Below are 14,891 nucleotides of genomic sequence, written 5' to 3'. Positions count from 1 at the left end.
CAAAGGCCCAGACCAGGCAGATGGCCAGGACGATGATCGCGATCAGCGAGTCGCGGATGTTCATTTCACCGCCCCCCGGCTGGTCCGTTTCATGGTCAGGAACAACCGTTCCAATGGCATACGGACCATGTTGTCCAGCGCGCCCGTGAACAGGATCACCAGGGCCTGGATCACGATGATCAGCTCACGCGGGATGGTGGTCCACAGCGCCAGCTCTCCGCCGCCCTGATAGAGGAAGCCGAACAGCAGGGCCGCCAGCAGGATGCCCAGGGGGTGGTTGCGGCCCATCAGCGCGACCGCGATGCCGATGAAGCCCGCACCCTCGACCGCGTTCAGGACCAGGCGTTCGGATTCGCCCATCACGTTGTTGATGGCCATCATGCCCGCCAGCGCGCCCGAGATCAGCATGGCGATGACGGTGATGCGCACCGGGTTGATGCCCGCATAGACCGCACCCGGTTCGGACTTGCCGAAGGCGCGGATCTGATAGCCCAGACGCGTCTGCCAGATCAGCACCCAGATCAGGAAGCAGGCCGCCAGCGCCACCAGGAAGGTCACGTTGACCGGGGTGTTGCGGCCCCATTCAAACCCCATGCCCGCCGCGATGTCGGTCAGCGCGGGCAGGTTCGTGGCCTCGGGGAAGCGGGCGGAGGCCGGGTCCATGCTGCCCGTCGGGCGCAGCTGGTTCACCAGCACATAGTTCAGCGTGGCCGCGGCGATGAAGTTGAACATGATCGTGGTGATCACGATGTGGCTGCCGCGTTTCGCCTGCAGGATAGCGGGGATGAAGGCCCAGGCCGCCCCGAAGGCCGCGGCGCCCAGCATCGCCACCGGCAGGGCGATCGCCCAATGCGGCAGCGGCAGGAACAGCAGCACCAGCGCGACCCCCAGGCCGCCCATCGCCGCCTGCCCCTCGCCGCCGATGTTGAACAGGGCGGCGTGATAGGCGACCATCACCGCCAGCCCCGTGAAGATGAAGTTCGTCGCGTAATACAGCGTGAAGCCCCAGCCATAGCTGGAGCCGAGCGCCCCTTCGACCATCGTGGTCAGCGCCATCCAGGGGCTTTCCCCGATGGCCAGGATCACCAGCGCGGAAATGCCCATCGCCAGCACCAGAGAGATCAGCGGCGTCAGGATGACGTCCGCCCATTTCGGCATCTTGTCCATCAGGCGCGTCCTTCCGGCAGGTCATGGGCGATTCCCGGCGGGATGCCCGCATCGTCGGGGACGCTCCTGGTGTCGGTGATGCCCGCCATCAGCAGGCCCAGTTCCCCGGTGGTGGTCTGTGCGGGCAGGCGTTCGCCCATGATGCGGCCGTCGAACATCACGGCCACGCGGTCGGACAGGGCCAGGATCTCGTCCAGCTCGACGCTGACCAGCAGGATCGCCTTGCCCGCGTCGCGCAGGGCCACGATCTGCTTGTGGATGAACTCGATCGCGCCGATGTCCACGCCGCGCGTGGGCTGGCCGATCAGCAGCAGGTCGGGGTTGCGCTCGATCTCGCGGGCGACGACGATCTTCTGCTGGTTCCCGCCCGAAAAATTGCGCGCCGCCAGGTGGCAGTCGCGCGGGCGCACGTCGAACCGCTCCATCTTGGCCTGGGCGTCGCGGCGGATGGCGTCGTTGTCCATCAGCCAGCCCCTGTTGAACTCGGGCGCGTCGTGCCAGCCGAAGGCCACGTTCTCCCACGCGGCGAAATCCATGATCAGGCCTTCGACCTGACGGTCCTCGGGGATGTGGCCCACGCCGTCGCGGCGGCGCTGACCGGCATCGCAGCCCGATCCGGCCAGGGGCAGGGCGGCGCCGTTCATGCGCACCTCGCCCGTGACCCTGGCGCCCTTCTCGGGGTATCCGCCCAGGATCTCCAGCAGCTGGGTCTGGCCGTTGCCGCTGACGCCCGCGATGCCCAGGATCTCTCCGGCGCGAATGTCCAGGTCGATGCCGCGCAAGCGCTCCACCCCCTCGGCATCGACCATGGTCAGGCCGCGCACCTCAAGGACCGGGGCCTGCGGCCGCGCCGGCTGCTTGTCCACGTTCAGCAGCACCTTGCGGCCGACCATCAGCTCGGCCAGTTGCTCGGGGCTGGTCTGGGCGGTCCGGACCGAGGCGACCATCTCGCCGCGGCGCATCACGGACACGTTGTCGGTGATCTCCATGATCTCGCGCAGCTTGTGCGTGATCAGGATGATCGTCTTGCCCTCGTCGCGCAGCCCCTTGAGGATGCGGAACAAATGGTCGGCCTCGGCGGGCGTCAGCACGCCGGTCGGTTCGTCCAGGATCAGGATGTCGGCCTGGCGATACAGCGCCTTGAGGATCTCGACCCGCTGCTGGTGTCCGACGGAAAGGTTTTCCACCACCTCGTCGGGGTCCACGTTCAGCTGGTATTCGGCGGCCAGGCGCTTCAGGACGCCGCGCGCCTTGGACAGCGACGGGCGCAGCAGGGCGCCATCCTCGACGCCCAGGATGATGTTCTCCAGCACGGTGAAGTTCTGCACAAGCTTGAAGTGCTGGAACACCATGCCGATGCCCGCACGGATCGCGGTCTGGCTGTCGCTGATGCTGATCGGCTTTCCGCCCACCAGGATCTGGCCCGCATCGGGTTTGTAGAAGCCGTAGAGGATCGACATCAGCGTCGACTTGCCCGCGCCGTTCTCCCCGATGATGCCGTGGATCGTGCCGCGCGGCACCGACAGGCTGATGTCGCGGTTCGCCTGAACCGCCCCGAACGCCTTCGAGATGCCCCGCAGCTCGATGGCAGCGGGGGCGGCCGTCGCCGACCGCCCCCCCAGCATGTCGCCCGCAGTGGTCATTACGACGCCGGGCAGGCGTTGTCGGTCATGAAGTCATGCACCGTGACCTCGCCCGAGGCGATGGCAGCCTTGGCCTCGTCCACGGCGGCCTGCATCTCGGCGGTGACCAGCTCGGCATTGTTGTCGTCGACCGCGACGTCCACGCCGCCCGCGGCCAGGTCCATGACCTTGACGCCCGGCTCCAGGTCGGTGCCAGCAGTGAAGGCGTCGAAGACCGCATTGTCCACGCGCTTGACCATCGAGGTCAGGATCTGGCCCGGATGCAGCGCGTTCTGGTTGCTGTCCACGCCGATGGCCAGGATGCCCTCGTCGGCGGCGGCCTGCAGCACGCCGATGCCGGTGCCGCCGGCGGCCGCATAGATCACGTCGGCGCCCTGCGATTTCTGCGCGCGCGCCAGCTCACCACCCTTGACGGGGTCGTTCCAGGCGGCGGGCGTCGTGCCGGTATAGTTGCTGACCAGCGAACCTTCGGGCTGGACCGACTTGAACCCCTGGGCAAAGCCGCATTCGAACTTGCGGATCAGCGGGATGTCCATGCCGCCGATGAAGCCGACGGTGCCGGATTCGGACGCCATCCCGGCCATGACGCCGGCCAGATAGCTGCCCTGCTCCTCGGTGAAGACGACCGATTGCACGTTCGGCGCCTCGACCACCATGTCGATGATGGCGAATTTCGTGTCCGGGTAATCGCCCGCGACCTTGGTCAGCACGTCGCCAAAGGCGAAGCCGGTCATGACGATGGGGTTCGATCCGCTCTCGGCCAGGCGGCGGAGGGCCTGCTCGCGCTGTGCCTCGGACTGCATCTCCAGCTCGCGATAGGTGCCGCCGGTCTCCTCGACCCAACGCTGCGCGCCGCCGAACGCCGCCTCGTTGAACGACTTGTCGAACTTGCCGCCCAGGTCATAGATCAGCGCCGGATCGGCCAGCGCCGCACCGGTCGACAGCACGGCCAGGGCCGAGCCCGCCAGCAGCGATTTCATCAGGGACATAAAGGAACCTCATCCTGTTTTTCGCGGGCGATTCAACGGGCCCGCTGATCGCCCGATTAGGGCGCATCGCACGGGGTCCGGTCAACCGCCTTCTTGGGTCGCACGCAGCGTCAGACGCATCACGATCGCGTCCGTCGCAGGCCCGTAATATCGCCGCCGGACGCCCGCTTCCAGCCATCCCGTGGCCTGATACAGCCGCCGTGCCGCAAGGTTGTCATGCGCGACCTCCAGAAAGGCCTCCTCGGCCTCCATCGCCGCCGCTTTGCCCGCGAATGCGGCAACCAGCGCGCGGCCCGTGCCCGCCCGCCGCGCCTGCGGGTCCACGGCCACGGTTAGCAACTCGGCCTCGCCGGCGATGGCGCGCCCCATCAGGAAACCGTGCGGCGCCTCCAGCAGGAACGTCCCACGACCCGCCAGAAGGCTGGCGAACTCGTCGGCCGACCAGGGGCGCGGGCTGTCGAAGCATCGCGCATGCAGCGCGGCCAGATCGTCGGGCGTCACGCCAGGATCACCGGGGGTGCATCGCGGGCGGGCGCTGCATCCGCCGGGCGCAGATAGACTGGCGCGGGGCGGGGCTGCGGCAGATGCGCGCGGGCCGCGGCCAGGCGCGCCACGCCCTCGGCAATTCCTGTCGCAGGCGCAGCCTGCGCCGGGCCGGGCGGTAGCGCGCCGGCCGCAGCCTGCTGCGGCCGGCCCTCCGCGCCCTCGGCAAAGTCCTGCCAGATGACCATGTCGCCCCGCCCCGCGATCACCACCCGGCAGGGCCGCGGCAGGCCCCAGGCCAGCGCCTCGGGCGCCTCGACCCCGATGGCGGGGATGCCCAGGGACAGGGCCAGTCCGCGAGCCGCCGCCACCGCCACCCGGATGCCGGTGAAGTTGCCCGGCCCCGTGCCCACGCCGATCGCGTCCAGGTCGCCCCAGCCCAGGCCCGCGCCGGCCAGCATCTCCTCCAGCATCGGCATCAGGCGCTCCGCCTGGCCCTTGGTCATGTCCTCATGGACCGCCGCCAGAACCGCGTCGCCGCGCAGCAAAGCGGCCGCGCAATGCGCGGCCGATGTGTCGAACCCCAGAACCACTGGATCGGGGGTGATCCGGTCAGGCAACGGGCCTGACCTCGACAACCTCGGGGATGTAATGACGCAGCAGGTTCTCGATCCCCATCTTCAGCGTCAGGGTCGAGGACGGGCAGCCCGCGCAGGCCCCCTGCATGTGCAGATAGACGATGCCGCGATCGAAGCCGTGGAAGGTGATGTCGCCGCCGTCCTGCGCGACCGCGGGGCGGACGCGCGTGTCCAGCAGCTCCTTGATCTGCACCACGATCTCGGCGTCCGGACCTGCTTCATGGGCGACATGGCCGCCCGTGTCCGCCGCCGCGCCCTCGATCGCCGGGGCACCCGACTGGAAATGCTCCATGATCGCGCCCAGGACGGACGGCTTCAGGTGATCCCACGGCACCTGGTCGGCCTTGGTGACGGTCACGAAATCACGGCCCAGAAACACGCCGGTCACGCCGTCCACCGCAAAGATCCGCCGCGCCAGGGGCGATGCGGCCCCGGTCTCGGGGGTCGGGAAATCGGCCGTGCCGCTGCCCAGCACCGTCTCTCCGGGCAGGAATTTCAGCGTTGCGGGGTTCGGCGTCGTCTCGGTCTGGATGAACATGGGGGCGCTCCTTTGATCCCGATATGGCGATCCGGGGCGCTTGGGTCAAGCCGCCGGGGCTCTCAGGTGATGGCCTCCAGCCGCTCCTTGGACAGATCGCCGGGCACCAGCGAAATGGCGCAGGGCAGGGCGGTCGGGTCGCGCATCAGGCGCGTCAGGACCGGGTTGGTGCTGCTCTTGTCCGAGGACAGGCCCAGCACGACCACGCCGATCTCTCCGTCCTCGGTGATCTGGGCCAGCAGCTCCTCGGCGGTGTCGCCCTCGCGGATGACCAGCTCCGGCTCGACTCCGGGGCGCGACCGCATCCATTTGGCAAAGACCTCGAAATGCGCCTCGATCCGCTCGCGGGCCTCGGCGCGCATCACGTCTGCCACGCCGAATCCGTGCTGGATCTCCTCGGCGGGAATGACCGACAGGATCACGACCGCTGCCCCCTGGGACTTGGCCGCGCGCATCGCGGCAAAGCGCATCGCGTTCAGGCATTCCCTGCTGTCGTCCAGAAGGACCAGAAATTTCCGCATCGTGTCGCCGGACCTCCGCCTCTTTCGCCCCGACAGTGGCCGAAGTGCCATGCCCGCGCAAGTCAGTGCGCAGGAAAGCGCCGCACCCGTTTCCAATGCTTGCATGTCGTGCTAGTCGCGATGAGGTTGACTGGCGTGAAATGTGCAATGCGGACGGTGTCGTGACGATCCACCATGATTGGGAAAAGGCCGATGCCGCGCATCTGGGACCGCTCAGCGCGCCCCGGATGGCATGGTTCATCGGCGAGGCGCGGGCTCCCGGCGTCAATCCCATGCCGGTCTCCAAGCGCGCGTTCGACCTGATCCTGGTGCTGATCCTGCTGGTGCCGCTGTCGGTCGTGATGCTGACCGTCGCGGGATTGCTGCTGCTGCTGCAGGGCCGGCCGATCCTTTATGCCGCGCACCGCATGCGCGCCCCGAACCAGCCCTTCACGCAGTGGAAATTCCGCACCATGCTGTGCGAGGAGGACGATTTCGGGGCCACCGGCGCGCACAAGGCGTGGCGCATCACGCCGATGGGCCGCTTCCTGCGCCGGTCGCGCATCGACGAGCTGCCGCAGCTGTTCAACATCCTGCGCGGCGACATGAGCTTTGTCGGACCCCGCCCGCCGCTGCGCGAGTATGTCGAACGCTTTCCCGCCGTCTATGCCCAGGTGCTGCATTCGCGCCCCGGCGTCACCGGGCTGGCCACGCTGATCTATCACCGCCACGAGGACCGCATCCTGGCCCGCTGCAAGTCGGCCGAGGCGACCGAGATGGCCTATTACCGCCGCTGCCTGCCGGCCAAGCTGAAGATCGACCTGATCTATCAGCGCCATCGCAGCCTGCGGCTGGATCTGTGGATCCTGTGGAACACGCTCAAGATCGTGATCTCGCGCCGCGACGAACGCCCGCGCCGTCGCCGTCGCGGTCAGTCCTACCTGCCGATCGGCCCGTCGAAGGGGTCGCAGGGATAGCCCACCCCGGTCAGGTACAGGCCGTGGGGCGGACAGACTGGCCCGCAGGCCGCCCGGTCGCGCGCCGCCAGCGCCTGTCCCACCCGTTCCGGCGCCCATGATCCCGCGCCGACCCGTTCCAATGTTCCAACGATGGACCGGACCTGGTTGTGCAGGAAGGACCGCGCGCGCAGGTGAAAGCGGTATTCGTATCCCTGCGGGATGTCCGTGACCTCGATCCTGATCTCGTCCAGCGACTTCACCGGGCTTTTCGCCTGACAGATCGACGACCGGAAGGTGGTAAAGTCGTGATGCCCGACCAGATGGGCCGCGCCCGCGCGCATCGCATCCACGTCCAGCGGGTTCAGCACTTGCCACACTTGTCCGCGCCCATGCGTCAGCGGCGCCCGCCGCGCCACCAGCCGGAACAGATAGCGCCGCTCCACGGCCGAGAACCGGGCGTGGAAATCATCCGGCACCCGCGCCGCCCGCAGGATGGCGACGGGCGCGGGCTTCAGGTGCCAGTTCAGCGCCTCGGACAGGCGGAAGGGGTCCCATTCGCGATCCAGGTCGGCATGCGCCACCTGTCCGGTGGCATGCACGCCCGCATCGGTGCGCCCGGCGGCGGCAATGCGGAGGGTGGCGAAAGCGGGGTCCAGCCGCGCCAGCGCGGCTTCGATCGCGCCCTGGACGCTGGGCTGGTCGGCCTGCGCCTGCCATCCGGCAAAGGGCGCGCCGTCATATTCGACCTGCAGGGCAAAACGGGGCATCAGTCGCGCGGGACCTTCTGTCCCGGGAACGGGGTGCGCAGCAGATCGTCCAGCGTCTGCGCCTCGGCGCTTTGCAGGGCGGGGCATTCGGCAGGGTCGACGCGCGTCGCGGCGCCGGTCAGCCCCTCGCGGGCCAGCCGGTCGCGCAGGACCGACATCTCGACATCCAGCGCATCGCGGTCGCCGTCCATCAGCCGGTCGGCGCGGGCGATGAAGTCCTTTTCCAGATCGTCCAGGAACACCTCATAGTCGCGCCGCGCCTTCTGATCCTGCGTCCGCGCATAGAGGTCGGCAAAGCGGATCGTCGCGTCGCGCGCGCCCATCAGGTACACGCCCAGATAGCGCCGCGCGGATGCCAGCCCGGCGGGATTGTCGCGCACCCGGTCGAACAGGTGCCGCACGGATGCGTCGAACATCGCGACGCGCGCCACCAGCCTGCGGTCGCCGCTGCGCGCGATCGCGTCGCGCATCTGGTCCAGATGGCCCTCGGCCTCGTCGATCATGCGCTGTGCGCGATCCTGCTGAAAGCTGTCCACGCCCGCCGCGGTCTTGTCGCGCCACGGGTCAAGGCCGAAGGACAGCTGGTGCAGGGCCAGACCGGCCATGCCGATCAGCCCGGCCTCGGCCCAGACCCCCGGTTCGGCGGCCCCCAGGCCCAGACCGATCCCTGCCAGCACGCCGCCGAACAGCTTGCGCGGAATGGCCGGGCGCTTGGCCACGCGACGCGCGGCATAGGTCGCCTGCGCGACCAGCCCCTCGCGCGTCAGGACCATGCCGCTGGCAACCAGGCCGAAGGCTGCAAGGTCGGTGACCATCCCCGTGGCCCCCTGGAAGAACGCCCCCAGCAGGAAGGGCGTCGCCGCCAGGGTGATCCACTTGGGCCGACCCTCGTGCGGGTGGCGGGGGGTGGGGGGCAGGGATGCGCCCGGGCGCGTCCCCGGCTGCGCGTCGGGCGAAAAGCGCCCGCCGAAACGTTGCGACATGATGCCCCCTCAGCCCGCGCCGGCCACGGCCGCGTACAGCGTCAGCAGCAGCAGCAGGTAAAAGCTCAGCCGGCTTTTGGCAGTGGGCGACATGGTGATCCTTTCGGGCATCGTTCGCTCTTATATCGGCATCGGGGGCGCGATTTCAAACAGCCGGTCCAGCGCGGCCGTCAGCGGCGCGTCGTCTGCCAGGGCCAGCCGCACGGGCAGCGCCATCACCTTGGGGCGGAAAGGGCGGGGCAGGCGGGCCGCGTCCTTTTCGGTGGTGACCAGCTGCGCGCCGACCAGCCGGGCCTCGGTCTCCAGCCGGGTCAACAGCGCCGGGGTGAAGGGCTGATGGTCGTCCAGCGCCTCGGCCCGGACGATCTGGGCGCCCAAGCCCGTCAAGGTGGCAAAGAACTTCTCGGGGTGGCCGATGCCGGCAAAGGCCAGCACCCGGTGGCCGCGCCAGTCGAACCCCATCTGCAACGGTGCCAGCTGACCGCGCAGATGTACCGGCGCGCCGGGGGGCGGGGCAAACCCCGCCTGCGCCGCATCCGGTCCGATGGAAAGCAGCAGGTCGGCCCGCGCCAGCCCCACGGCCACCGGCTCGCGCAGCGGACCTGCGGGGATGCACAGCCCGTTGCCGAACCCCTTGGCCGCGTCCACCACGACGATGCCCAAGTCATGCGCCAAGGCCGGGTCCTGGAAGCCGTCGTCCAGGATGATCGCCTGCGCGCCGTCGGCCGCCGCGGTCCGCGCCCCCGCCACGCGGTCGCCCGCGACCCAGACCGGGCCGAACGCCGCCATCAGCAGCGGCTCGTCCCCGGTCAGGGCCGCGTCGTGGCGCCGTTCGTCCACGCGCAGCGGCCCCGTGGCCGACCCGCCATAGCCCTTGGAGACGACATGCGCCGCCACCCCGCGCGCGGCCAGCGCCATCTGCAGGTGGATCACCGTGGGCGTCTTGCCGGTCCCGCCCGCGTTCAGGTTGCCCACGCAGATGACCGGCACGCCGACCCGCGCCCGCACACCCTGCGCCAGGCGGCGGGCCGTGGCGCGGGCATAGGCCGCCCCCAGGGGCGCCAGCAGGCGGGCCGTGGCGGTGGGTGGGGTGCGGAACCAGAAGCCGGGGGCGCGGGTCATCGTCATGGGGCGGGGCTTTCGACAGGGTCAAGGGCGGCGATCACCCGGTCGGCGATGCGGATCGCGACATCGGCGCCGCCGGTGCTGACCATCCAGGCATTGCTGGCCAGCGTGGCGATGGTTTCCGGCTGGGTCAGTTCGGTGACGGCCTGGGCAAGGTCGTCCGCGGTGCGGACCTGACGCACCGCATGGGCGCCGGTCAGCTGCTGCCATTCGGTCGCATGCGGTCCGTCCTGCGGCCCGTGCACGATGGCCGATCCCAAGGCTGCGGGTTCGAAGGGGTGGCGCATCGCGTCGGCGTCGCCCGACAGGGTGCCGCCCATGAAGCTGACGGGCGCCAGCCGGTACCACAGGCCCATCTCGGTCGGGCCGTCGGTCAGCAGGACCTGGATCTCGTCGCCAAAATCCTCGTCCTCGCTGCGGCGGGCGACGGTCAGGCCGCAGGCCTCGATGTCGCGGGCCAGGCCGTCGATGCGCCTTGGATCATCGGGCGCGATGATCAGCAAGGCCCGGTGCGACCGGCGCAAGGCGGCCTGATGGGCGGATAGGATGGCCTGTTCCTCGGCCGGGGGCAGGCTGGCCGCGAACCAGGCGTGGCGGCCGTTCATCTGCTGGGCCATCGATGCCCGTTCGGTTTCCGAACAGCGCAGCGGCTCGCGGATCTCGGATACGGGGCCGGTCATCGCCAGATCGCCCGCGCCCAGGCCCATGCGCCGGGCCAGATCGAGGCTGGTCGCGTCGCAGACCATCACCGCCCGCATCTGCGACAGCAACTGGCGACGCATCCGGGCATGCAGGCCCCAGCCCAGATCGTTGCCGGTCAGCCGGAATTCGGCCAGGATGACCGGGATCTGGCGCGCGACGGCGGCCGCGATCAGCGCCGGCGGCAGGTCGGTGCCCAAGAGCAGGACGGCACGCGGCCGTGCCCGGTCCAGCACCTGCGACACCAGCGCCGGGTCGTCGCCCGGATCGTCCGGTCCCTGGGCCGACAGGCGGACCAGGCGCAGGCCGGGCCGCGCGCGCGACAGGCGGCCCAGGATCTGGGGTTCGGCGCGCAGGGCGTCGGCGCTGGTGTGGATGGCCAGCGCGGGGCCGGTGCCGGCGGGGATGGTGGGCAGGGCGGGGCCGTCGCCGCGGCGGCCGCGCAGATGCAGCCACAGCCCCAGCTGGCCCAGCCCGGACCCCGCCGTGGCCATCAGTCGCCCAGTTCCTCGGTCGCGCTGACGGCGCGTTCCTCGTCGCGCAGGCGGTGCAGATGGGCGATGAAATAGCGGGTATGGGCGCTGTCGACGGTGCGCTGCGCCTCGGATTTCCAGGCGGCGAAGGCGCTGTCGTAATCGGGGAAGATGCCGACCATGTGGATCTGCGAGGGGTCGCGGAACTTGGTGCTGGACGGGTCGACCAGCTCTCCTCCGAAGACAAGATGCAGACGTTGGGACATGGGACCTCCAAGGGGATGTGCAGGGATGGGAACGGCCGCGACCCTAGCGCGCGACCGCCCGGGATTGAAGCGCAAACGCGTAAAACTGGACGCGTTTGGCCTTTGCCAGCCGCCCCCGCGCGCCCCTATGCTGGGGTGAGGGCAGAAGCCCGGAACCATCGCGGGGACGGGGTGTGCCCGCAGCGCGGCCGCGATCCGGCGCCTTGGCGGGCCGGTCGCGCGCCGCAACCGACGCCGTCAGCCCCGGTCGCCCGCCAGTTCCAGGATCACCGCCCATTCCGCATCGCTGACCGGCTGCACGGACAGGCGCGAATTGTTCACCAGCACCATGTCGCGCAGCCGGGGTTCGGCCTTGGCCTCGTCCAGGCTGATCGCGCGGGGCAGCTTGCGCACCGCGCGGATGTCAACGCATTCCCATTTCGGGTCGGACGCGGTGGTGTCGGGATGGGCGAGGGCGATCACCTCGACGATGCCCACGGCCTCCTTGCCGATGTTGGAATGATAGAACAGGCCCAGTTCGCCCACCTGCATCGCGCGCATGTTGTTGCGCGCCTGATAGTTGCGCACCCCGTCCCATTGCTCCCCCGCGTCGCCCCGGGCGACCAGGTCGTCCCAGCCGAAGACGTCGGGTTCGGACTTGAACAGCCAATGCGCCATCAGCCGATGACCTTGTTCCAGGCGATCACGTCGACCGAGGCGAACAGCCCCGCAGCCTTGTAGGGATCGGCCGCGGCCCAGGCCTGGGCGGCGTCCAGATCGTCGGTGTCCAGGACGACCAGCGATCCGCACATCTGCCCGTCCTCCATCAGGGGGCCGGCCATCGCCACGATGCCGCTGTCGCGGATATGGGCCAGATGGGCGTCGCGGGTGTCCAGGCGGACTTGCAGCGCACCGGGCTTGTCCCGGCAGATCACGGCGAACAGTGGCATCATTCCTCCTTCAGGGGTCGGCTCAGCAGGTGGTCCATGGCCTTTTCCACCGAAACGCGCCCCTCGGCAAGGCGGGCGACCATCGCGGCGATGGGCAGGTCCAGCCCGTCGCGCGCCGCCATCAGCGCCAAGGCGCGGGCGGTGGCGGCACCTTCGACGGTGGTCGCGCTGTCCCAGGCCGATCCCGACCCGATCGCACAGCCGAACCGGAAGTTCCGCGACCCCGCAGAGGTGCAGGTCAGCGTCAGGTCGCCCAGGCCGGACAGCCCGGTCAGCGTCTCGGGCCGCGCGCCCAGATGGATGGCCAGCCGCGTCATCTCGGCAAAGCCGCGGGTGATGATGGCGGCGCGCGCGCTGTCGCCCAGGCCCGCGCCGATCACCGTGCCCGCGGCGATGGCGATCACGTTCTTCAACGCGCCGCCCAGTTCGGCCCCGGTCACGTCCGTCGTGCGGTAAAGCCGCAGGACCGGCGTCGACAGGCGGTCCTGCAGCACCTGCGCCGCGGCCCCGTCCGCACAGGCCAGCGTCAGCGCCGTGGGCAACCCACGCGCGATGTCGGCGGCGAAGGACGGCCCCGTCAGGACCGCCACCACCGCATCGGGCGCCGCCTGCGCGATCAGCGCCGACGGTCCGGTCAGATGCTGCAGGTCGATCCCCTTGGCGGTGCTGACCAGCGCCTTGCCCGCTAGGCGCGGGCCCTGTTCGTCCAGGAACGACCCCAGGGCCTGCGCGGGCAGCGCCAGCAGGATCGTGTCGCAGGCCAGCGCGGCGTCCAGGTCCTGCGTCACGGTCAACGCATCGGGCATGGCCACGCCGGGCAGACGCGGGTTTTCCCCCTGCCAGTCGATGCGGCGGCCCCACAGGGTCACCGGCCCGTTGGCGGTCAGCGCCACGGCCAGCGCCGTGCCAAAGGCGCCCGCGCCCAGAATGCCGATCATGCCTTGGCCCCCCGCTTGCCGCTGCCCAGCATAGGCGCGGCGCCCTGATCCAGCGGCCAGCGCGGGCGCGCTGACAGCGTCATGTCGTCCCGCTGACCCATGCGGAACCGCTCGATCCCGGCCCATGCGATCATCGCGCCGTTGTCGGTGCACAGGCGCAGGGGCGGGGCCAGGAACCGCGCGCCGGCGCGTGCCGCGACCTGTTCCAGCGCCGCGCGAATCTCGCCGTTCGCGGCGACACCCCCGGCCACGGCCAGCACCGGCACCGGCGACAGCGCCAGCGCGCGGCGCGACTTTTCCGCCAGCACATCGGCGACGGCCGACTGGAAGGCCGCGCACAGGTCGCGCCGGTCGGCGGCGCGCAGGCCCCCCTGATCCGCGATCAGCGTGTCGCGGGCGCGCAGCACAGCGGTCTTCAGCCCCGAAAAGCTCATATCGCAGCCGGGGCGGTCCAGCAGCGGGCGGGGCAGGGAGATGCGATGGGCGTCGCCGCCTGCCGCCTCGGCCTCGACATGCGGGCCGCCGGGCTGCGGCAGGGCCAGCAGTTTCGCGACCTTGTCAAAGGCCTCTCCGGGCGCGTCGTCGATGGTGCCGCCAAGGCGGGTGAAGGCGTCCGGCCCGTCCACGCGCAGGAACTGGCAATGCCCGCCCGACACCAGCAGCATCAGATAGGAATAGTCGATCCCGTCGGTCAGACGCGGGGTCAGGGCGTGGCCCGCCAGGTGGTTCACTCCCACCAGCGGCAGGCCGGTGCCCGCGGCGATGCCCTTGGCGCACATCACGCCCGCCATCACGCCGCCGATCAGGCCGGGCCCGGCGGTGACCGCGACGCCCGTCAGCGCGTCCAGACCCAGCCCGGCATCAGCCAGCGCCTGTTCGACGACCAGGTCCAGGCGTTCGGCATGCGCGCGGGCCGCGATCTCGGGCACGACGCCGCCGAAATCGGCATGCAGGTCGGACTGGCTGCTGACCACGCTGGACAGGATGCGCCGGTCGCCGGTGACCACCGCGGCGGCGGTGTCGTCGCAGCTGCTTTCGATGCCCAGAAAGATCGTCTCGGTCATGGCTCTTGCCCGGATGAGGGGGGACGCGTACCCACAGGGGCGTAACACCCGCCCGACAGGATGCCAATGCCGCCCGCGCCCCGCCCGATCCTGCTGATGACCCGCCCCGGCGACGATTCCGAGCGTACCGCCGCGCGGATCGGCGCGGATGTCATCGTGGCACCGATCCTGCAGATCGTGCCGGTGGACCATGACGGCGCAGCCTTGGCTCGGGCGCCCGGTCTGGTCTTCACCTCGGCCCATGCGGTGGCGTCCGCGGGGCCGGGGCGCGGCCGGCCCGCGATCTGCGTCGGTGAACGTACGGGCCAGGTGGCGCGCGACGCGGGATTCGCGGTGATCCAGGGGGCGGGCACCGCCGACAGCCTGGTGCCCCTGATCGCGGCCAGCCCGGTTCCGTTGGTCCATCCGCACGGGCGGCACCTGGCACAGCGGCTGGCCGTGCCGGGAATCGTCGTCTATGACCAGCGGCCCCAGCCCCTGACGGCCCGCGCCCGCGCGGCGCTGATGGGCGCGCGCCCGGTGGTGGTGCCGGTCTATTCGCCGCGATCGGCGCGGCTTCTGGCGGGGATGGCGGCGGGGGCGCGGGCGCCCCTGTGGCTGGTCGCGATCAGCGATGCCGCGGCTGCGGCCTGGACCGCGCCCGCCGCGCGCCGGGCGGTCGCCGACCAGCCGTCGGGCCGGGCGATGGATGCGGCAATCCGCGCGATGCTGGCTGCGGAACAAAGCTGAG

General features: G+C 70.4%; 18 protein-coding genes. 2 read left to right on the top strand and 16 right to left on the bottom strand.

Annotated features, from left to right (window positions below):
• Positions 1-60: 60 nt before the first annotated feature.
• The 7 genes from EOJ32_RS15655 to EOJ32_RS15625 form a co-directional block, all read right to left on the bottom strand.
• Complete coding sequence (locus tag EOJ32_RS15655; RefSeq protein WP_127899161.1) at positions 61-1,167, bottom strand: ABC transporter permease; 1,107 nt, start codon at positions 1,165-1,167, stop codon at positions 61-63.
• The gene (locus EOJ32_RS15650) at positions 1,167-2,810 is read right to left on the bottom strand and encodes an ABC transporter ATP-binding protein (protein WP_240542449.1); all 1,644 of its coding nucleotides are present in this window, start codon (positions 2,808-2,810) and stop codon (positions 1,167-1,169) included. Before EOJ32_RS15650 ends, EOJ32_RS15655 begins: the two co-directional genes overlap by 1 nt.
• Positions 2,810-3,799 (bottom strand): BMP family protein, encoded by a 990-nt coding sequence (locus EOJ32_RS15645; RefSeq protein WP_046001312.1) that lies wholly within the window; start codon positions 3,797-3,799, stop codon positions 2,810-2,812. Before EOJ32_RS15645 ends, EOJ32_RS15650 begins: the two co-directional genes overlap by 1 nt.
• 81 nt (positions 3,800-3,880) lie before the next feature.
• Positions 3,881-4,300: a GNAT family N-acetyltransferase gene (locus EOJ32_RS15640; RefSeq protein WP_127899160.1), complete on the bottom strand. Its 420-nt coding sequence runs from the start codon at positions 4,298-4,300 to the stop codon at positions 3,881-3,883.
• On the bottom strand, positions 4,297-4,902 hold the full coding sequence (gene tsaB, locus EOJ32_RS15635; RefSeq protein WP_240542448.1) for a tRNA (adenosine(37)-N6)-threonylcarbamoyltransferase complex dimerization subunit type 1 TsaB: 606 nt from the start codon (positions 4,900-4,902) through the stop codon (positions 4,297-4,299). The genes EOJ32_RS15640 and tsaB overlap by 4 nt, the downstream gene beginning before the upstream one ends.
• A complete protein-coding gene (locus EOJ32_RS15630) occupies positions 4,895-5,458 on the bottom strand; it encodes a NifU family protein (protein WP_046001314.1) in 564 nt (187 codons plus the stop codon). Before EOJ32_RS15630 ends, tsaB begins: the two co-directional genes overlap by 8 nt.
• Positions 5,459-5,520: 62 nt before the next feature.
• Positions 5,521-5,979 carry a universal stress protein gene (locus tag EOJ32_RS15625; protein WP_042250295.1) on the bottom strand — a complete coding sequence of 153 codons (459 nt, stop codon included), beginning with the start codon at positions 5,977-5,979 and terminating at the stop codon, positions 5,521-5,523.
• A 161-nt stretch (positions 5,980-6,140) separates the two neighbouring features.
• Here EOJ32_RS15625 and EOJ32_RS15620 point away from each other — a divergent pair, with 161 nt between their 5' ends.
• Entirely contained in the window at positions 6,141-6,935 is a 795-nt protein-coding gene (locus EOJ32_RS15620) for a sugar transferase (protein ID WP_084693897.1), read from the top strand.
• Here the strand turns inward: EOJ32_RS15620 and truA are convergent.
• The 9 genes from truA to tsaD all read right to left on the bottom strand — a co-directional run bounded on the left by truA (position 6,896) and on the right by tsaD (position 14,161).
• On the bottom strand, positions 6,896-7,684 hold the full coding sequence (gene truA / locus EOJ32_RS15615; protein WP_127899158.1) for a tRNA pseudouridine(38-40) synthase TruA: 789 nt from the start codon (positions 7,682-7,684) through the stop codon (positions 6,896-6,898). The genes EOJ32_RS15620 and truA overlap by 40 nt on opposite strands.
• Positions 7,684-8,667, bottom strand: coding sequence for a 5-bromo-4-chloroindolyl phosphate hydrolysis family protein (locus tag EOJ32_RS15610; protein ID WP_127899157.1), 984 nt, complete (start codon positions 8,665-8,667; stop codon positions 7,684-7,686). Before EOJ32_RS15610 ends, truA begins: the two co-directional genes overlap by 1 nt.
• 120 nt (positions 8,668-8,787) lie before the next feature.
• A complete protein-coding gene (gene lpxK / locus EOJ32_RS15605; RefSeq protein ID WP_127899424.1) occupies positions 8,788-9,789 on the bottom strand; it encodes a tetraacyldisaccharide 4'-kinase in 1,002 nt (333 codons plus the stop codon).
• Between the two features lie 2 nt (positions 9,790-9,791).
• Complete coding sequence (locus EOJ32_RS15600) at positions 9,792-10,985, bottom strand: 3-deoxy-D-manno-octulosonic acid transferase (RefSeq protein WP_127899156.1); 1,194 nt, start codon at positions 10,983-10,985, stop codon at positions 9,792-9,794.
• Entirely contained in the window at positions 10,985-11,230 is a 246-nt protein-coding gene (locus tag EOJ32_RS15595) for a DUF4170 domain-containing protein (RefSeq protein WP_045983303.1), read from the bottom strand. The genes EOJ32_RS15600 and EOJ32_RS15595 overlap by 1 nt, the downstream gene beginning before the upstream one ends.
• Positions 11,231-11,467: 237 nt before the next feature.
• Entirely contained in the window at positions 11,468-11,887 is a 420-nt protein-coding gene (locus EOJ32_RS15590) for an EVE domain-containing protein (RefSeq protein WP_127899155.1), read from the bottom strand.
• The gene (locus EOJ32_RS15585; protein WP_045983301.1) at positions 11,887-12,159 is read right to left on the bottom strand and encodes a YciI family protein; all 273 of its coding nucleotides are present in this window, start codon (positions 12,157-12,159) and stop codon (positions 11,887-11,889) included. Before EOJ32_RS15585 ends, EOJ32_RS15590 begins: the two co-directional genes overlap by 1 nt.
• Complete coding sequence (locus tag EOJ32_RS15580; protein WP_127899154.1) at positions 12,159-13,097, bottom strand: NAD(P)H-dependent glycerol-3-phosphate dehydrogenase; 939 nt, start codon at positions 13,095-13,097, stop codon at positions 12,159-12,161. Before EOJ32_RS15580 ends, EOJ32_RS15585 begins: the two co-directional genes overlap by 1 nt.
• On the bottom strand, positions 13,094-14,161 hold the full coding sequence (tsaD, locus tag EOJ32_RS15575) for a tRNA (adenosine(37)-N6)-threonylcarbamoyltransferase complex transferase subunit TsaD (RefSeq protein WP_127899153.1): 1,068 nt from the start codon (positions 14,159-14,161) through the stop codon (positions 13,094-13,096). Before tsaD ends, EOJ32_RS15580 begins: the two co-directional genes overlap by 4 nt.
• Before the next feature lie 66 nt (positions 14,162-14,227).
• Between tsaD and EOJ32_RS15570 the strand changes: the two genes are divergently transcribed.
• Positions 14,228-14,890 (top strand): uroporphyrinogen-III synthase, encoded by a 663-nt coding sequence (locus EOJ32_RS15570; protein WP_045983298.1) that lies wholly within the window; start codon positions 14,228-14,230, stop codon positions 14,888-14,890.
• Position 14,891 lies beyond the last annotated feature (1 nt).

It is taken from the genome of Paracoccus sp. Arc7-R13 (genome assembly GCF_004010775.1).
Lineage (GTDB): Bacteria > Pseudomonadota > Alphaproteobacteria > Rhodobacterales > Rhodobacteraceae > Paracoccus > Paracoccus marcusii.
Note: the sequence above shows the minus strand (reverse complement) of the source record. Positions and strands in the feature narration are given on the sequence as shown.

Coding starts and splice junctions, on each gene's coding strand:
- lpxK (WP_127899424.1), bottom strand. CDS start 9,789: ATGACCCGCGCCCCCGGCTTCTGGTTCCGCACCCCACCCACCGCCACG.
- EOJ32_RS15645 (WP_046001312.1), bottom strand. CDS start 3,799: ATGTCCCTGATGAAATCGCTGCTGGCGGGCTCGGCCCTGGCCGTGCTG.
- EOJ32_RS15630 (WP_046001314.1), bottom strand. CDS start 5,458: ATGTTCATCCAGACCGAGACGACGCCGAACCCCGCAACGCTGAAATTC.
- EOJ32_RS15650 (WP_240542449.1), bottom strand. CDS start 2,810: ATGACCACTGCGGGCGACATGCTGGGGGGGCGGTCGGCGACGGCCGCC.
- EOJ32_RS15610 (WP_127899157.1), bottom strand. CDS start 8,667: ATGTCGCAACGTTTCGGCGGGCGCTTTTCGCCCGACGCGCAGCCGGGG.
- EOJ32_RS15595 (WP_045983303.1), bottom strand. CDS start 11,230: ATGTCCCAACGTCTGCATCTTGTCTTCGGAGGAGAGCTGGTCGACCCG.
- EOJ32_RS15570 (WP_045983298.1), top strand. CDS start 14,228: ATGCCGCCCGCGCCCCGCCCGATCCTGCTGATGACCCGCCCCGGCGAC.
- EOJ32_RS15585 (WP_045983301.1), bottom strand. CDS start 12,159: ATGCCACTGTTCGCCGTGATCTGCCGGGACAAGCCCGGTGCGCTGCAA.
- EOJ32_RS15580 (WP_127899154.1), bottom strand. CDS start 13,097: ATGATCGGCATTCTGGGCGCGGGCGCCTTTGGCACGGCGCTGGCCGTG.
- EOJ32_RS15625 (WP_042250295.1), bottom strand. CDS start 5,979: ATGCGGAAATTTCTGGTCCTTCTGGACGACAGCAGGGAATGCCTGAAC.
- truA (WP_127899158.1), bottom strand. CDS start 7,684: ATGCCCCGTTTTGCCCTGCAGGTCGAATATGACGGCGCGCCCTTTGCC.
- tsaD (WP_127899153.1), bottom strand. CDS start 14,161: ATGACCGAGACGATCTTTCTGGGCATCGAAAGCAGCTGCGACGACACC.
- EOJ32_RS15590 (WP_127899155.1), bottom strand. CDS start 11,887: ATGGCGCATTGGCTGTTCAAGTCCGAACCCGACGTCTTCGGCTGGGAC.
- EOJ32_RS15655 (WP_127899161.1), bottom strand. CDS start 1,167: ATGGACAAGATGCCGAAATGGGCGGACGTCATCCTGACGCCGCTGATC.
- EOJ32_RS15600 (WP_127899156.1), bottom strand. CDS start 10,985: ATGGCCACGGCGGGGTCCGGGCTGGGCCAGCTGGGGCTGTGGCTGCAT.